Raw genomic sequence first — 16,388 nt, forward strand, 5'->3', positions numbered from 1 at the left:
CGGCGAAAAAAGGCGTAGTCCGTCGGCCGGCCTACTCGTAGAGGGGGTGCTCCTCGCAGAGGTCCTGCACGCGCTCGCTGACCTCGGCCATCACGTCCTCGTCGCCGATGTTGTCGACGACGTCAGCGATGCAGGCGCCGACCTGTTCCATCTCGTCGGGGCCGAACCCGCGCGTCGTGAGCGCGGGGGTGCCGGCGCGGATGCCGCTGGCGACGAACGGCGAGCGCGTCTCGCCGGGCACCGTGTTCGCGTTGAGGACGATGCCGACCTCCTCTAAGGCCTCCTCGGCGTCGCTGCCCGTGACGTCGGGGTGGGAGTCGCGCAGGTCCGCGAGGACGAGGTGGGTGTCGGTCCCGCCGGAGACGAGGCTGAACCCGCGGTCCTTCAGCGTCTCGCCGAGGACCTCGGCGTTCTCGACGACCTGCTCGGCGTAGTCCTCGAACTCCGGTTCGAGCGCCTCCTTGAAGCCGACCGCCTTGCCCGCGATGTTGTGCATGAGGGGGCCGCCCTGCGCGCCGGGGAAGACGGAGGGGTCGATGTCGTCGGCGTACTCCTCGTCGCACATGATGATGCCGCCCCGGCCGGAGCGGATCGTCTTGTGCGTGCTGCCGGTGACGAAGTCGGCGACGCCGACCGGCGACTCGTGGACGCCGGCGGCGACCAGCCCGGTGATGTGGGCGATGTCGGCGAGGTGGAGGGCGTCGGCCGCGTCGGCGGCTTCCTGGATGCGCTCGAAGTCGACCTCGCGCGGGTACGCGGAGTAGCCCGAGACGACGATGTCCGGATCGAACTCCTCGGCCTGCTCGCGGAGGCCCTCGTAGTCGATGTAGCCGGTCTCCTCGTCGACCTCGTACTGCTCGACCTCGTAGAGCTGGCCGGTGAAGTTGGCGCGGTGGCCGTGACTGAGGTGGCCGCCGTGGTTCAGGTCCAGCGAGAGGATCTTGTCGCCGGGTTCGAGCATGGCGAGGTAGACGCCCATGTTGGCCTGCGTGCCGCTGTGGGGCTGGACGTTGACGTGCTCGGCCCCCCACAGCTCCTTCGCGCGCTCGATCGCCAGCTCCTCGACCTCGTCGGCGTGTTCACAGCCCGCGTAGTAGCGGGAGCCGGGGTACCCCTCGGCGTACTTGTTCGTCAGCGCGCTCCCCTGGGCTTCCATGACTGCCTCGCTCGCGTGGTTCTCGCTCGCGATCATCGCCAGCGTGTCCTGCTGGCGCTCTACTTCGCCGCCGAGGGCGTCGGCGACGGCCGGATCGACCTCGCGGACGCGGTCGTAGTTCATGTTTCATTCGCCGTCTGCGCCGTCCATAAGTGTACCTTTCCTGCGTCGGCCACTGCCGTGGGACGAGTCAGCGTGGTAACCAGTGTCTCTCCGAAAGAATAACCTGTCTTTACGTCATGTTCTCAGTCGAATGATCGAGTGGGAGGTGACGGAGACGGGCCTCCGGGTGTTCGGCAACGACAACTCCGAACTCTCGGTGAAAACGTCGGGCTTCGAGCTCCGGTCCGGCGACGCGGACCTCCCCCGGCCGGTGGACACGGCGGTCGAGTTCGCGGCCGACGAGCTCCGCTTTCCGGTGTCTATCGTCTATCTCACCTCCGTGACCGGCGACGAGCGCTACGAGCTCGGCGACGCCACCTCGCCGCTGGAGCTCCCCGAGGACGAGTACGTCGCCGACATCGACGCCCAGATCAAGGTGTACCTCCAGTTCGAGGGGTCGGTCACCGTCCGGACGACCGACGAGTTCGACGAGATCGTCGTCTCGTTCTCCGAGACCCAGCGCTGCGTCGCGGGGTTCCGGAGCCGCCACGAGCGGCCGGTGGGCGTGATCACGGTGCCGCCGACGCCCGAGGGGCTGGCGACGGCGCTCACCCACCTCCCGTCGTCGCACAAGACCACGGGGACCGACCGCTCGTTTCCGACGCTCCGAGGTCATCCGCCACTCGTGGAGACCGACGAGCAGGAGGCGTCGGTCCCCGACGCCATCGCCGCCGAGACGCCCGACACGGGGATCGAGCTCGCCGTCCCGCCCTCGTTCGAGGAGCTGTTCGTCCTCTCCCCGCTCGCGTACTACCTGCAGGCGTCGGTCGTGACCGAGGACCGCGAGTCGCCCGTCCTCCGCGCGCCGTCCGAGGGGGTCTCCAGGGCCCTCGACCCCCTGCCCGACCTCGAACGCGACGCGACCTGGCTCCTCCGCAAGGTGTTCTTCCTCGACTGCCTGGTCCGCAACGCCGGTCCGTACGCGACGAACCTCGCGGAGGCCAGCCTGCTCGACGCCCTCGGGCTCGACGCCGACGCGCTGTACGACCGCTCGCCGGCCGCGCGGCTGGCGGCGTATCTCGACGTTCCCTACGGCGCGATCGAACACCGGCTCCCAGACTGGCATCTCTCGACGTACGTCGACCCCGTGCCCGACCGCGTCGACTGCCTGCCGTTCCTGCTCGACGACATGAGTCTGGTCTACCGCCCCCGCACCTCCGAGCTGGAGGGGAGCGAACTGATAGAGCGCTCCCTCGACGACTTCTACCGCGGCCCGTCGGTCCCGGGCGGGGCGGGACAGGTCGCGTCGGTCGACGTCGTCAAGCCGGAACTGCGCGGCGGGCGGATCCACGGCTGGCTCGCCGAGGGCACGCCGATAGACGTGTTCAAGTCCTCCCGCCGGGCGTACGAGAACCGGCTGTCGTACCTCCGGCGCGAGAGCGACGAGACCTCGGTGACCGTCGTCCTCAACGACGACGAGATGGCCGCGGAGCACGCCGACGTCGAGCGTATCTACCGGGAGCGCGGCGAGGACATCTCCCTCGAGGTGACGGTGCGCGAGCACCTCCCGCGCGCCGAACTCGCCCGCGAGTTCGAGTCCCACACCGACTTCGTCCACTACATCGGGCACTGCGAGGAGCAGGGGCTGCGCTGCCCCGACGGCTACCTCTCGGCGAGCAGCCTCGACGAGTGCAACGCCGAGACGTTCTTTCTCAACGCCTGCGGCTCCTTCCACCAGGGGATGGAGCTCGTCGAGAAGGGCAGCGTCGCGGGCGCGGTGACGTTCTCCGGCGTGCTCAACGACCACGCGGTCAAGGTCGGGTCGATGTTCGCCCGGCTGCTGGTCCACGGGTTCAGCATCGAACGGGCGATGCGGCTCGCGCGCCGGCGGATCATGATGGGGAAGGACTACGCCGTCGTCGGCGACGGGACCCACGTCCTGACCCAGAGCAGCAACCGCCTTCCCGCGACGGTGACGCTCCGGGAGACAGGCGACGGCGGCTTCCTGCTCACCTACGACCAGTTCTCGGCCGGCAACCTGGGCGCGTTCTACCGCCCGTACATCGAGGGCAACGACTACTCCTACCTCTGTGGCAACGAGTCGGAGTTCGCCCTGGACCGGGAGACGACGCGGTCGTTCCTGTGCCGGGCCGAGATGCCGGTCGTCTACGACGGCGACCTCTACTGGTCCGGCGAACTCTGCAGCGCGATCTAGGGCCCCGTGTAACCCCCGCCACCGGAACGCAGAAGCGGTGGCGACGGAGCCAGGGCGGAAGCGATGCGGGCGCTTGACGGGTGGAGGGCACTGGGCGACATCTCGATATGCGGTAACAGTGCCCACCAACTTTATTTTCCCGGAGATATGTTAGCAATTCTTCGTCTAAAATATCGCGTTAGCGGTACACAAGCAAGATTTGCTTTCGGAACGGCCAGTAAAATTAAGTACGCCGAACGCCTTTTCTCTCTTACAGGCATGACCTCAAATTTACTCGACAAACAACTAGGCGATCTGTTGACACAGGTGCTGGCGGACGCTGACGACGAAGTCATCGTCGTCAACCCGTCGTCGGACGCGATCGAAGACGTGATCCGCGTCGCGACGGACTTCGAGGGCGACGCCCCCGAGATCCGGATGCTCGCCGACGAGCGGACGCTCAAGGGCGTGATGGACGACTTCATCGTCGCCAGTCACGCGGCCGACCTCATCGACGCCGGCACGATGACGCTGCGCACGACCGAGGACGCCCAGCAGAACTCCCTGCTCGTCACGGGCGAGACGGTCGTCGCGCTCGTCGACGCCGGCAGCCACGTCGGCGGCCTCACGGCCGACGACGACGAGTTCGTCGACGCCGCCTACGACACCTACAACACGCAGTGGGAGGAGGCCGACGACTTCCACCTCCGGACGCCCCCGATCACGCAGGTCCGGGAGACCCTCGCCGAGGAGATCAGCCCCGAGGCCAGAGACGACTTCACGGGCATCCTCGACACCCTCGAAACCGCCCGCGGCGACGGCGACGGGCTCGACGAAGTGACGATCAGCCTCCTCGTCGCGGCCAAGAACGAGGCCCTCCTGTACGACATCAGCAAGTGGGGCGAGGACGTGGGCATCGCCTCCAAGGCGACGTTCTCCCGCACCAAGACGAAGCTCGAAGACATGGGCCTCATCGACACCGAGAAGGTCCCGATCGACGTCGGCCGCCCGCGCCTGCGCCTCAAACTCGGCGACGAGCGCCTGACCGGCGCCGACGACGACCAGGTCGCGAGCGTCGCGCAGTCTATCCTCAACTAAAGAGCCCTCGCGAGCGCCTGGCGGGCGCTTCTGCGGGCCGAGGCGATCGATTGTCCGAGGCGGCGAAGCCGCCTCGCTACTCTCTTCGCTCTTTTTATGTCCTCCGGAGCGACTCCGCCGCTCCGCTACCCGACCGCCGCCGCGAAGCCGCCGCGTTTTTGCTCCCTCCCCGAAACCTCTCGGGCATGAACGTCACGTTCGTCGGGAGCGGTCCCGGGATAGACGCCGTCGAGGCCGCGCTCTCTGACGTCGGAGTCGACGGGGCCGCCGGCGACCCGGACGACGTTGTCGACGCCGACTTCGCCGTCGTCAGCGGGGTCACCGGCGACGAGGTCTTCGCGGCGGCGAACAGCGCGGCCCGCGAGGGCGAGACGCCGTGGCTGGCCGTCGAAGTCGGCGGCGTCGGCGGCGTGCCGCTGACCGACGTGGACGCGGCGGTTTCGGGGTTCGGCGCGTCGACCGGCTGTTTTCGGTGTCTCTCCCAGCGGGTCGTCGCGAACGCCGAGGAAGCGGCGGTCGCCGACTCGCCGTCGGCCGACCGGAGCGCCGTCCGGGTCGCCGGCGCGGTGGCGGGCCGCGAGGCGGTCGCCCTGCTCTCGGGCGAGAACTCGTCCGTGCTCGGCGGGGTCGTCGAGGTGCCCCACGCTCGTCGGGAGTTCCTGCCGGTGCCGCACTGCGAGTGCGACGACGGGCGGGACCGCGACCTGCGGCAGGGGTACAAGTCGATCGACCTCGACGAGGCGCTCGCCCGCGCCGAGCGTGCGCTGGACGAGCGCCTCGGGATCGTCGGCAACGTCGGGGAGTTCGAGTCGTTCCCGGCACCGTACTACCTCGCGACCAACTGCGACACGAGCGGGTTCAGCGACGCGACGGCGGCGCGGAAGGCGGCGGGCGTCGACGCCGACTGGGACGGCGCGTTCATGAAGGCGCTGGGGGAGGCGATCGAGCGTTACGCCGCGGGCGTCTACCGCGAGAGCGAGTTCGAGGTCGCCCGGCCGGAAGCGGTCGAGGGGGCGGTCCGGCCCGTCGACCTGGTCCGGGGGAGCGACGACCCGGTCGACGAGCCGATCCCGTGGGTGCCGGGCGAGGATCTCGCGACCGGCGAGGCCGCGCAGTTGCCCGCCGAGGCCGTCCAGTTCCCGCCGCCCGAGGAGCGGCACTTCCGGTCTATCACCACCGGGCTCGGCCTCGGGAGTTCCGGCGTCGGCGCCTTGCTGTCGGGCCTGTACGAGGTCGTCGAGCGCGACGCGACGATGCTCGCGTGGTACTCGACGTTCGACCCGCTCGAACTGCGGGTCGAGGACGAGCGCTTCGAGACGCTGGCGAGGCGGGCGCGCTCGGAGGGGCTCTCGGTGACGCCGCTGCTCGTCACGCAGGACGTGGACGTGCCGGTGGTGAGCGTGGCGGTCCACCGCGACGGCGAGTGGCCGCGCTTCGCCGTCGGGTCGGACGCGGATCTGGACCCGGACCGGGCGGCGACGGCGGCGCTCGCGGAGGCCGTCCAGAACTGGATGGAACTGCGGTCGATGGGACCCGAGGAGTCCGCCGAGGACCCGAGCGCCATCGCCCGCTACGCGGAGTACCCGCCGGCGGCCGAGGCGTTCGTCGACCCCGGCGGTGCCGTGCCGAGCGAGCGCGTTGGGCCCGCGAACGCTCCCGATGGCGAGGCCGAACTCGACGCCCTGATCGACCGCCTCGGCGAGGCGGACCTGACGCCGTACGCGGCCCGCCTGACGCCGCGGGACGTGGCGGCGGTCGACTTGGAGGCGGTCCGCGTTCTCGTCCCGGGCGCCCAGCCGCTGTTCACGGGCGACCCCGTCTTCGGCGAGCGCGCGCGGACGGTCCCGGCGGACCTCGGCTTCGAGCCCCGCCTGGACCGCGAGCACCACCCGTACCCCTGATCGCCGAAGGGACAGTCGATCTCGACGGATTCGAACCGCCTCGCGTCCGGTGTGGGCACTGATACCGTAGTTTTATAGCGCGGAGCGCCGTACAATCTAGCGGTGTGCCAACAATTATCATGAACGACTGTGTTATCTCGACGGTGCGAGTATGACGACGGAGTTCGACCTCGGGTGCGCCACGTGCGGGGGCGCGCTCAGAGAGCGGTCGGTGGGCGCGGAGGTGGCAGGCGTCGACGTGACGGAACCGGTACAGGTCGCGGTGTGTGCGGACTGCGGGAGCCGGTACTTCCCCGAGAGCGCGCTGGAGCGGCTAAATGCCGAAGGTCGCGCGGAGCATGTCGCGGGTCCCGGGTCCGAGGCCGACCGCGAGCACCGTGATCAGTAGGAGCGTGGTGTAGCGCGGGCTCTCCTCGAATATCTCGTCGTCGAACACCCAGACCACGAGCACCGCGGCCACGAGCTTGACCAGCAGGAACGGCCACGCCGTGCCGGTGTAGTGGGTGATGCTGGCCGGCAACACCGCTGCAGTCAGGTCGACGATGCCGGCGTTGACCGGGTGTTTCGGACCGAGGTCGCCGTAGTGGACGCCGAGTTCGGCGGCCCAGTCGAGGCCGACGACGTTCGCGACGCCGTCTATCGCGTGTCCCCAGATCACGACGAGACCGATCAGGCCCGTTCCGCGGTTGACTTCGGGGACGTACCGCTCGACGGCGAGCCAGGTCGCGGCGGCCGCGGCCGTCGCGCCGACGAGGACGACGGCGGGGATGGCGGGGTAGAAGTACACGTAGTCGGTCGTCGCGGCGAGCGCGGCGAGGTAGCCGACGCAGGCGACCAGCGCCGCCGTCCCGATGCCCGCGAGCGGGTACTCGTAGCGGTCGACGTAGTCGCCGCGTTCGAGCCACACCGCGACGACGAGCGCGCCGAGCGCGATGAAAAACATCGTGAAGTAGATGAGCGGGCTGATGAGCAGGGTGTTGAGCGGGTAGCTGATCGGCTGGCCGACGCCGGCCCGGATCGCGGCGACGTTCGCGTCCTCGACGACGCGGAGCGCCCCGCCGAACAGCATGAAGGGGAACAGCGCGTAGAACAGCGACCGGTACCGTTCCAGGTCGAGCCGGCGGAGCAGGAAGATGACGCCGATGAGCATGACCAGCAGGATGACGACGTACCCGATCTCGGACACCACGGTGTAGCCGGGCTCCGCGACCGGGCCGAGCTCCGACAGCCGCTCGGGGTCGTTCTTGAGCGACGCGCACTCGCTGCCGCCGAGCAGGCGGCGCTCCCCGTTCGCCCAGGCGACGCAGCTCGCGCCCTCGGAGTCGGCGTACACCGGTCCCCAGAAGTAGTGCCAGATGAAGTTCGCGTACAGTCGCCGGGGGAACAGGACCGATCCGACGCCCAGTATCGCGACGACGCCTGCGACGAGCGCGGCCCACGCTCGCTCGGGGTCGACCCTGTCGAGGACCTCGTCCATAGCGGGAACACGCGGGGCGGGACGGTTTCACGTTTCCGATGTTCGACGACCGCCGCCGGCTCTCGCACCGCCTCTCACTCGACCGGCAGCCGCTCGTCCTCGTGGTGCGTGCCGAGGATGACCATCGTCTGGGACCGGGCGAAGCCGTCCATCCGGGCGATCCGCTCGAACATCATCTCACGCAGTTCGTCGGCGTCCTCGGCGTACACCCGCGCCATCACGTCCCACTCGCCGGTGGTCAGGTGGACCTCCTGCACGCCGTCGATGGCCGCGAGGCGGTCGAGGGTGTCCTGCTCCCGCCCCTGCTCGACGCGCAGCCCGACGATGGCCGAGATGCCGAGCCCGACCGTCCGCGGGTCGACGCTCGCGTGGTACCCCTCGATGACGCCGGCCTCCTCCATCCGCGAGACGCGGTCGTGGACCGTCGCGCTGGACATGTCGATCTCCCTCGCGATCTCGCTGAACGGCGTCCGAGCGTCGGCCTGCAGGATCCGCAGGATCTCCCGATCTGTGTCGTCGAGGTCCATACGCCGGCTTCAGACCCCGTCCCCGTGAATCTACCCCTGGTCGACGCCCCGCGGAAGCTGCTGCGCCGCGTCGAGCAGGGCGTCGTGGAGGTCGCCGTTCGAGGCGACGAGACCCCGGTCGCCCGGCGACCAGCGGTCCCCGTCGAGGTCGGTGACGCGGCCGCCCGCCGCCCGGATCAGCGCGACGCCGGCGACCGTGTCCCACGGCGGCGGCGAGAGGTTAGTGAACGTCCCATCGATCTCGCCGGCGGCGATCCTCGATAGCATCGCCTGCGCGGAGCCGACGCGGCGGACGTCGTCGAACCGCCGCGCGACCTCGCCGAGCGCCGTCGCGAACTCGTCCCGACGGTCCCGGGTCCACAGCATCAGCGGGCCGACGAGCGCGCGCTCCGGCGTCGACACGTCGCTCACCGAGATCGGTTCGCCGTTGCGCGTCGCCCCGGCGCTCCCGGCAATCGGGTCGTTGCCGCCGGCGACGTACGCGTCCTCGAGCGCCGGGAAGACGTTCGCGGCCCCGGCGACGCCGTCGGCGGTGACCGCCGCGACGCTCGTCCCCCACGTCCGCGCGCCGCGGACGAAGTTCTTCGTCCCGTCGATGGGGTCGACGACCCACGCCGGCTCGCCCTCGGGGATCGACTTCGGCGTCTCGCCCTCCTCGCCGACGACCGTCTCGCCGGGACGCTCCTCGCCTATCACCTCGGCCACGCGCCGCTGGGCGTCCCTGTCGATCTGCGTGACCGGCTCGGCGTCCGCCTTCGTCTCGACCTCGACCGCCGTGCGGAACGCGTCACGGGCGACCGTCGCGCCGGCGGCCGCCGCCCGCTCCGCGAGTTCCGCTCTGGCCTGATCGTCCATATCGCCCCTGTCGACGCCGCACCCGAAAGGCGTGCCGGCGGTCGCTACCGCTCCCGGAGGACCTTCGAGATCGCCGCCGCGACCTCCTCGTACTGCTGGAGCGTGAGGCTGCCGGTCGTCGCGAACACGCCCTCGCGGTCGGTCGTCACGCGCACCAGATAGCCGTTCTCGAACGCGCGGATGGTGTACTCGTAGTCGCCGAGCTCGGAGCCCTCGTAGGCGGTCTGCGTGTTCTTGAAGTCCTGCCACTCGTGGCCGATGAAGCCCGTCAGGTCCGCGTCCTGCTCCAGGTCGTCCCGGAGGTACAGCTGCTCGAAGTCGTCGCGGGTGAAGTACGTGATCGAGCGCAGGCTGTCCCCGATAGCCGTGCGACAGAGCGTGACGATCCGGTCGGCCGACTCGTCGGCGAGGAGTGCGTTTTCCATCGTCCGTCCCATGACGATCCATCACCATAACGATACTGCCGCCCGTCCGCCCTCCGGTAGAAAGGATTTAGTCGCCGTGGTTCCCTCACCGACACGTGCGAATCGAGAACAGCTTCATCCCCGTCCGCGGCGTGGGCGAGACGACCGAGCGACGCCTCTGGCGCGACGGCATCACGCGCTGGGAGGAGTTCGACCCCGACGCCCTCGGCCCGACGACGGGCGAGCGCGTCGAGTCGTTCATCGCCGACGCCTGGGAGCACCTGGACGACGGGAACGCCGAGTTCTTCGCCGAGCAGTTCCCCGGCGGCGAGCACTGGAGGCTCTACGAGAACTTCCGAGACGAGACCTGCTACTTCGACATCGAGACGACCGGCCTGAGCGCCGACTACAACGACGTGACGACCGTGAGCTTCCACCGCGACGGCGAGACGACCACGCTCGTCCGCGGCGAGGACCTCACCGCCGAGCGCGTCCGCGAACAGTTCGAGGGCGCGTCGCTCGTCGCCACGTTCAACGGCAAGCGCTTCGACGTCCCCTTCCTGGAGCAGTCGTTCGACCTCTCTATCGACGTGCCCCACGTCGACCTCATGTACCCCTGCAAGCGCCTCGGCCTCTCGGGCGGCCTGAAGGCCGTCGAGCGCGACATCGGCCTCGAACGCGACCGCCCCGATATCTCCGGCGAGGACGCCGTCCGCCTCTGGCGGGAGTACGAGGCGGGCGACGACGAGGCGCTGGAGACGCTCGTCTCCTACAACCGAGAGGACGCCGTCAACCTCGAAACGCTGATGGAGACGGTGTGCGAGCGCCTCCACGAGGACGTGTTCGCCTGCGAGTGTCCGGACTGAGGCCGTCGCTGACGGCGCGGCGTCGTGAGAAGTTTTGCGAGGGAAGAGCGCTCCGAGAGCGCCCTCCGCATCTCGGGGTTGGGTCCCCGGCGATGCGAGGGAAGGGATTTGAACCCTTGGACCTCTACAGGAGCGGATCTTGAGTCCGCCGCCGTTTCCAGGCTTGGCTACCCTCGCACGCAACTCGGGCTGACGCCCTTGGAGGGGTTGAAGGCTCCGATTTGCGCTCGGTGGGTCTCGGAGCCGTGCCGACCGGTCGAGACCCGGCCGCCGGCGACCCGAGTGTCTCCCGCCCGCGACGAGACACAAAGCATATTTCGGGTCTCCGCGACCCCCGGCACATGCCTGGAGCACGCGTCGCGAGCGGCGAGCGAGTCACGCTCCGGACGGCCGAGCAGGAGGACGTCCCCTTCCTCCAGCGCGGCTGTACCGACCCCGAGATCCGCTATCCGCTCGGCACACCGGTCAGGAATCAGGAGGAGATCGAGATCTGGGACGACGACGCCGGGTCGGACCGATTCATCGTCTGTCTCGACGGTGACGAGACAGGGCCGGGCCAGCCCGACGAGGTAGTGGAGTTCGGGGAGTCGCCCGACGACCACGCCGAAGACGCCGCCGTGCGGCGGATCGGCATGGTCGCCGTGCAGGACGCCGACTACAAGCGCCCGGAGCTCGGCTACTGGCTGGTCCCGGAGGTCCACGGCGAGGGCTACGGGACGGAGGCCGTCTCGCTCCTCGTCGACTACGCGTTCCGAACGTACGACGCGCCCGCCGTGGGCGCGGGGGCGTTCGGGTTCAACGACGCCTCCCGGGGGTTGCTGGAGTCGCTCGGCTTCGCCGAAGAGGGGCGCCGCCGGAAGTTCATGTTCGTCGACGGCGCGCACCGCGACATGGTGCAGTACGGGCTCCTCCGCGAGGAGTGGCGCGACGGGAACGGGTGAAGCGGCGTCTCACTCGGTCGCGGACTCCCGGTCGTCCGGGTCCGCCGCCCCGTCGTTCGCCGTCCCCTCGCGGACGATGACGCTCGCGATCCGCGCTCCCTCCACCTCCTGCACTTCCAGCGCGTAGCCGTCCGCGTCGACGGTATCGCCGATCTCCGGCGCGCGCCCGAGTCGGTCGAGCACCAGCCCGCCGATCGTCCCGAAGTCCTCGACCTCGAACTCGGCGTCGAGGTTCTCGTTGACCTGCGAGAGGGGTACGCTCCCGTCGACGACGTAGGTGCCGGCGCCGATGCGGTCGATCGCTGGCTCGGGCTCGGCGGCGTCGAACACGTCCTGGATATCGCCGACGATCAGTTCGACGACGTCCTCCACGGTGGCGACGCCCTCCAGCGATCCCCACTCGTCAATCACGGCGGCCATCTGGACGCGTTCGTTCTGGAACTCGGTGAGGAGGTCGTCGACGTTGCCAGTTTCCGGGATGACCGGCATGTCGCGAGCGATGTCGCCGGCTGTGACCTGTTTCGTCTGGTCGCCGGCGGGTTCGTTCGCCCGGAGGACGTCCTTGGCGTCGACGAAGCCGACGACCCTGTCGTCGTCGTCCTCGTCGAGCACCGGGTATCGCGTGTGGCCGGCCTCGACTATTCGCGACCGGAGCTCCGACAGCGGGAGGTCGGCCGCCACGGTCACGACGTCCGGGCGCGGGACCATCGCTTCGCGGACCGTCGTGTCGTCGAGCGCGAACACGCGCTCGACCATCTCGACCTCTCCCTTGTCGACGTGGCCCTTGCTGCCGGAGCGGGTGAGGACGGTCAGGATCTCCTCCTCGGTGAGCGTCTCCTCCGTCTCGGAGGCCGGCGGGATGCCGATAAGGCGCGTGAAGAAGTTGGCCGTCCCGTTGAACACGACGATCCCGGGGATGAAGATGTAGTAGAAGAACTTCATCGGCGGCGCGACGAGCAGGGCGACGTGCTCCGCCCTCGCGATCGCGATCGTCTTCGGCGCCAGTTCGCCGAAGACGACGTGGAGGAACGTGATGGTGCCGAACCCGACGGCGAAGGCGACGAGGTGGAGCATGCTCTCCGACAGGAACGGCGCCACCACCGGCTCGATCAGCGCCGCCACGGCCGGTTCGCCGATCCACCCCAGCCCCAGCGAGGCGATGGTGATCCCGAGCTGGGTCGTCGCGAGGTAGTCGTCCAGATTGTTCATCGCGTCCTCTAGCAGCTTCGCCCCCGTCTTCCCCTCCTCGACGAGCTGGTCGACGGCCGTCGATCGGATCCGGACGTAGGCGAACTCCGCGGCGACGAAAAAGCCGTTCAGCGCGACCAGGAACAGCGCGGCGAGGACGCGCCCCGCCGAGAAGACGACATCTACCACCCGCACCACCGCCGGAGAAGACCGTTCATGACCCAGAGTACGCCGCCGCGCCACTAAACGGTGGGGAAGGAGGTCAGGACTCCGAGACCGTTTCGGAGCGTTCGGCGTCGGCGGTCCGAACGCCGGGGAGGTCGTGCAGGTCCGTCAGCGAGTCGAGTTCGTACGTCGGCTCGACCGTCAGCGCGCCGTCGCAGTGAGGGCGGTGGAGGTAGGCCGAGTCGATGCCGGCGTTGCGGGCCGCCTCGACGTCGGTCTCGCTGTCGCCGACGAACAGCGCACGCTCGGCGCTCAGGTCCGACATGGCCCGCTCCACGTAGTGGGGGTTCGGCTTCTTCCGGCGGACGCTCTCGACGGTCGGCTCGCGCCCGTAGTACGTCTCGAACCGGTCGGCGAGGTCGAAGTGCTCCAGGACGAACTCGATCGTCTCGTGCTGGTTCGTGCTCACGATGCCCAGGTCGTGGTCGAGAGCGCCGATGACCGGGACGTCGTCGTACAGCGTCTTCTCCCCGTCGCGGATCGCCTCGCGCTGGAAGGCGGCGGCGGTGCCGTCGCGGAGCGACCAGAACTCGTCGCGGTCGAGCCCGTACTCCGCGCAGACGCCGTCCAGCCAGTCGACGGTGACGCCCAGCGCGAGGCCCTCGACGTGCTGGTCCGGCGGCGACTCGACGCCGGCCTCGGCGAACGTCTCGCGAGCGGCGGCGTGAAGCAGGTCGAGCGCGGGCGGCGTGGTGATGACGCCGTCGTGGTCGAAGAGGATCGCGTCGTATCGCATCGGATAGTTGATACAACGTCCTCCCGCCGTGACTTAGGCGTACTGATCGCTCGTGGCGGCGCGTTGCCCGCGACCGCCGGCGGAGGCGAACTGACGGGACGCCGACCCTCGCCGACGGAGTTACACGCGTCCGGAACGTCGTGTGGGGCATGGACGACCACACGCGGGACGCCTCCGTCGGCCCGCCCGCGGGGGACCCCACGGGGTGGCGCGAGGACGGGCAGTGGGAGCACGCCACGCTCCGCCGGGCGACGGTCCACGGCGTCCGCCTCTACAACGCCGGGGAGTTCCACGAGTCGCACGACTGCTTCGAGGACGAGTGGTACAACTACGGCCGCGGCTCCACGGAGAGCGCGTTCCTCCACGGGATGGTGCAGGTCGCCGCCGGCGCGTACAAGCACTTCGACTTCGAGGACGACGACGGGATGCGCTCGCTGTTCGACACCGCGCTCCAGTACTTCCACGACGTGCCGAGCGACTTCTACGGCGTCGACCTGCTGGACGTGCGCACTACGCTGACGAACGCGCTGAACGACCCTACAGCGCTTCACGGCTGGAAGATCCCGCTCGACGGCGAGCGCCCGACCGCCCGCGAGGAGGACTTCGCGTTCGTCGAGGCGATGGAGCACTGAATCTCAACGCACTTTACCCCGGGGGTTCTGACACTACCCAATGCGAGTCGAACAGGTTGGCGACGGGACGCCGGAGATAGCGGTCGTCGCCGGCATCCACGGCGACGAACTGGGCGGCGTGCGCGCCGTCGAACGACTGCTCGACGAACCGCTCACCGTCGACCGGCCGGTGAAGTTCATCATCGCGAACGAGGAGGCGATCGAGGCCGGCGAGCGCTACCTCGAAGCGGACCTGAACCGCTCGTTCCCCGGCGACCCCGACGCCGACGAGCACGAGCGCCGCCTCGCGGCGGCGATCGCGGAGGAGATCGAGGGCTGTCTGACGCTGGCGCTGCACTCCACGCAGTCGTACGCCGAGCCGTTCGCGGTCGTCGACGGCATCGACGACATGGCCCGCGAGATCTGCCCGCAGCTCTCCGTCGCGGCAGTCGTCGAGACGAGCGAGTACATCCAGGGGCGCATCTTCGTCGCCGCGGACGCCATCGAGATCGAGACCGGGCTGCAGGGGTCGGACCAGTCCGAGGAGAACGCGCTCCGGATCGTCCGGGAGTTCCTCACCGCGACCGGCGTCCTCCCCGGCGACACGGTGCGGCGCGAGCTTCCGGCGTACAAGCTGCTCCGCCCCATCAACAAGGAGCCGGCCGACGAGTACGAGGTGTTCGCGGAGAACTTCGAGCGCGTCGCCGCCGGCGAGCGGTTCGCGGCGGCCGACGGCGACCCCCTCACCGCCGAGGACGACTTCTACCCCGTCTTACTGTCGCCGTACGGCTACACCAACGTCTTCGGCTACGCGGCGGAGAAGATAGACACCCTATAAGAGAATGACCTTGCGCGCCGCTGGCGCGCTGCGCCGTTTCAATGTCCACCGGAGCGGCTTCGCCGCTCCGAGCCGTCCCACACTCCGTTCGCGAAGACGCCAACGAGCGCCTCCGGAGCTCGTTCCAGGCCGCAAGTTTGCGCGAGTCGCCGTGAGACCGAAGGCCTCACGAGCCTTCACTCGCTTCGCTCGTGAAGACGCCGGTGGTCGCGGCGACACGCTCTCGGAGCGCCTGCCCTTCCCCGTGCGTCTCGCGGCTACGCCTCGAGGATCGTGACGCTACGCGTCACGGTGCTGGCGACGAGACGCCAGCGCGGCCGCTTGGCAATGTCGAACCGAGCGCGGCCGGTGAACGGTATCGAATGAAACGCGAGAACCCCGTCGGTCACGCCGCGTCGGTCGGCTACTCCTCGGGCGCGAACTCCACGAGCGTCAGGTCGCGGTCGAGTTCGCAGCGGTCGTGCGGCGGGTCGCCGACGACCTCCTCGATCTGTCGCTCCTCGGTGTCGCTCGCACCGTCGGCGACGCAGTACTCGTGGCTCGGGCACTCGACGTGTGGGCAGGGGCCGGCGAGGCTCACCTTGCTCCCCGCGTAGGCGTTCTTCGACGGGACGTTCGCGCGGACCGGCGCGGGTTCGACCTCGACGGCGCGGACGCCGCCGTCGTGGACGGCGCACTCCAGCGTCTGGGCGTTGTCGCGGAGGCCCGTGACGCGGTACCTGACGCCGTCGTCGAGGTTGAGACACTGGCTGCGGTAGGGACAGCCCTCGCAGCCGGGGGCCTCCCCGTGGTAGACGAACTCCTCGCCGACGGACGCGAGGCGCGTGCCGACGAGCGTGACCTGGCTCATGGCCGCCCGTAAGCGGTCGCGGTGGTTAAGTTTCTCGTCCGGTCAGTTCGTCGAGACGCTCGAAGTAGTCCTCGCGGGGGACCTGGTACAGGTCGCGGTAGTCCACCTCGCCGTCGGCGAAGGACTCGGCGAGGTCCATCGCGCCGGCGACCGCGGCGTCGCGGCTCTCGTAGCGGTCGCCGCCGTGGTCGACGTCCGGCTCCAGGTACAGCGTCACGTGCCAGTCGGCGTTCGCGGCGGGCGAGGTCCCGGGCCGGCGCGCGTTGCGCCGCCCTCGGGTCAGGTACAGTGTGGGGAGGCACTCGGCCGGGAACGCGTCCGAGTCGAACACGTCGGGGCGGTAAGCGAGGATCAGTCGCCCGTCGGGCTCCTCGTTCCAGACGACCCAGCCCTCGGGCGCGTCGACGTCGGTCATGGCG

The 16,388-nt window shown here is 69.5% G+C and carries 16 protein-coding genes and 1 tRNA gene; 7 read left to right on the top strand and 10 right to left on the bottom strand.

Annotated features, from left to right (window positions below):
- Positions 1 to 31: 31 nt before the first annotated feature.
- Positions 32 to 1,279, bottom strand: coding sequence for a serine hydroxymethyltransferase (gene glyA, locus D8670_RS13705; protein ID WP_121818691.1), 1,248 nt, complete (start codon positions 1,277 to 1,279; stop codon positions 32 to 34).
- Positions 1,280 to 1,409: 130 nt separating this feature from the next.
- Here glyA and D8670_RS13710 point away from each other — a divergent pair, with 130 nt between their 5' ends.
- From D8670_RS13710 to D8670_RS13720, 3 genes are all read left to right on the top strand, one after another.
- Complete coding sequence (locus tag D8670_RS13710; RefSeq protein ID WP_121818692.1) at positions 1,410 to 3,473, top strand: hypothetical protein; 2,064 nt, start codon at positions 1,410 to 1,412, stop codon at positions 3,471 to 3,473.
- A 258-nt stretch (positions 3,474 to 3,731) separates the two neighbouring features.
- Positions 3,732 to 4,550: a transcriptional regulator TbsP gene (tbsP, locus tag D8670_RS13715; RefSeq protein ID WP_121818693.1), complete on the top strand. Its 819-nt coding sequence runs from the start codon at positions 3,732 to 3,734 to the stop codon at positions 4,548 to 4,550.
- Between the two features lie 185 nt (positions 4,551 to 4,735).
- Positions 4,736 to 6,451: a YcaO-like family protein gene (locus tag D8670_RS13720; RefSeq protein ID WP_121818694.1), complete on the top strand. Its 1,716-nt coding sequence runs from the start codon at positions 4,736 to 4,738 to the stop codon at positions 6,449 to 6,451.
- Between the two features lie 313 nt (positions 6,452 to 6,764).
- Here D8670_RS13720 and D8670_RS13730 read toward each other — a convergent pair whose 3' ends face one another.
- The 4 genes from D8670_RS13730 to D8670_RS13745 all read right to left on the bottom strand — a co-directional run bounded on the left by D8670_RS13730 (position 6,765) and on the right by D8670_RS13745 (position 9,735).
- On the bottom strand, positions 6,765 to 7,928 hold the full coding sequence (locus D8670_RS13730) for a DUF63 family protein (RefSeq protein WP_121818696.1): 1,164 nt from the start codon (positions 7,926 to 7,928) through the stop codon (positions 6,765 to 6,767).
- Between the two features lie 74 nt (positions 7,929 to 8,002).
- Positions 8,003 to 8,455 carry an Lrp/AsnC family transcriptional regulator gene (locus D8670_RS13735; RefSeq protein ID WP_121818697.1) on the bottom strand — a complete coding sequence of 151 codons (453 nt, stop codon included), beginning with the start codon at positions 8,453 to 8,455 and terminating at the stop codon, positions 8,003 to 8,005.
- Between the two features lie 30 nt (positions 8,456 to 8,485).
- Entirely contained in the window at positions 8,486 to 9,310 is an 825-nt protein-coding gene (locus D8670_RS13740) for an inositol monophosphatase family protein (RefSeq protein ID WP_121818698.1), read from the bottom strand.
- 44 nt (positions 9,311 to 9,354) lie between these two features.
- Positions 9,355 to 9,735: a DUF7522 family protein gene (locus D8670_RS13745; RefSeq protein WP_121818699.1), complete on the bottom strand. Its 381-nt coding sequence runs from the start codon at positions 9,733 to 9,735 to the stop codon at positions 9,355 to 9,357.
- 95 nt (positions 9,736 to 9,830) lie between these two features.
- On the opposite strand from D8670_RS13745, the gene D8670_RS13750 reads away from it, so the two are divergent.
- A complete protein-coding gene (locus D8670_RS13750; RefSeq protein WP_121818700.1) occupies positions 9,831 to 10,580 on the top strand; it encodes a ribonuclease H-like domain-containing protein in 750 nt (249 codons plus the stop codon).
- Positions 10,581 to 10,673: 93 nt separating this feature from the next.
- Here the strand turns inward: D8670_RS13750 and D8670_RS13755 are convergent.
- Positions 10,674 to 10,757 (bottom strand) — tRNA-Leu (locus D8670_RS13755).
- A gap of 164 nt (positions 10,758 to 10,921) precedes the next feature.
- Here D8670_RS13755 and D8670_RS13760 point away from each other — a divergent pair.
- Positions 10,922 to 11,521 (top strand): GNAT family N-acetyltransferase, encoded by a 600-nt coding sequence (locus tag D8670_RS13760; RefSeq protein WP_121818701.1) that lies wholly within the window; start codon positions 10,922 to 10,924, stop codon positions 11,519 to 11,521.
- A 9-nt stretch (positions 11,522 to 11,530) separates the two neighbouring features.
- Here the strand turns inward: D8670_RS13760 and D8670_RS13765 are convergent, their stop codons facing one another.
- Both D8670_RS13765 and D8670_RS13770 read right to left on the bottom strand, forming a co-directional pair.
- Positions 11,531 to 12,898 (bottom strand): hemolysin family protein, encoded by a 1,368-nt coding sequence (locus D8670_RS13765; RefSeq protein ID WP_121819287.1) that lies wholly within the window; start codon positions 12,896 to 12,898, stop codon positions 11,531 to 11,533.
- A gap of 73 nt (positions 12,899 to 12,971) precedes the next feature.
- Positions 12,972 to 13,670, bottom strand: a complete 699-nt coding sequence (locus tag D8670_RS13770; protein ID WP_121818702.1) for an HAD family hydrolase — start codon at positions 13,668 to 13,670, stop codon at positions 12,972 to 12,974.
- Between the two features lie 149 nt (positions 13,671 to 13,819).
- Here D8670_RS13770 and D8670_RS13775 point away from each other — a divergent pair, with 149 nt between their 5' ends.
- The gene (locus D8670_RS13775) at positions 13,820 to 14,302 is read left to right on the top strand and encodes a DUF309 domain-containing protein (protein WP_121818703.1); all 483 of its coding nucleotides are present in this window, start codon (positions 13,820 to 13,822) and stop codon (positions 14,300 to 14,302) included.
- Positions 14,303 to 14,342: 40 nt separating this feature from the next.
- On the top strand, positions 14,343 to 15,119 hold the full coding sequence (locus D8670_RS13780; protein ID WP_121818704.1) for a M14 family metallopeptidase: 777 nt from the start codon (positions 14,343 to 14,345) through the stop codon (positions 15,117 to 15,119).
- A gap of 403 nt (positions 15,120 to 15,522) precedes the next feature.
- Here the strand turns inward: D8670_RS13780 and D8670_RS13785 are convergent, their stop codons facing one another.
- Positions 15,523 to 15,969, bottom strand: coding sequence for a UPF0179 family protein (locus D8670_RS13785; protein ID WP_121818705.1), 447 nt, complete (start codon positions 15,967 to 15,969; stop codon positions 15,523 to 15,525).
- A gap of 25 nt (positions 15,970 to 15,994) precedes the next feature.
- Entirely contained in the window at positions 15,995 to 16,384 is a 390-nt protein-coding gene (locus D8670_RS13790; protein WP_121818706.1) for a DUF5820 family protein, read from the bottom strand.
- Positions 16,385 to 16,388: the final 4 nt, after the last annotated feature.

It is taken from the genome of Halostella limicola, from assembly GCF_003675875.1.
GTDB lineage: Archaea > Halobacteriota > Halobacteria > Halobacteriales > Natronoarchaeaceae > Halostella > Halostella limicola.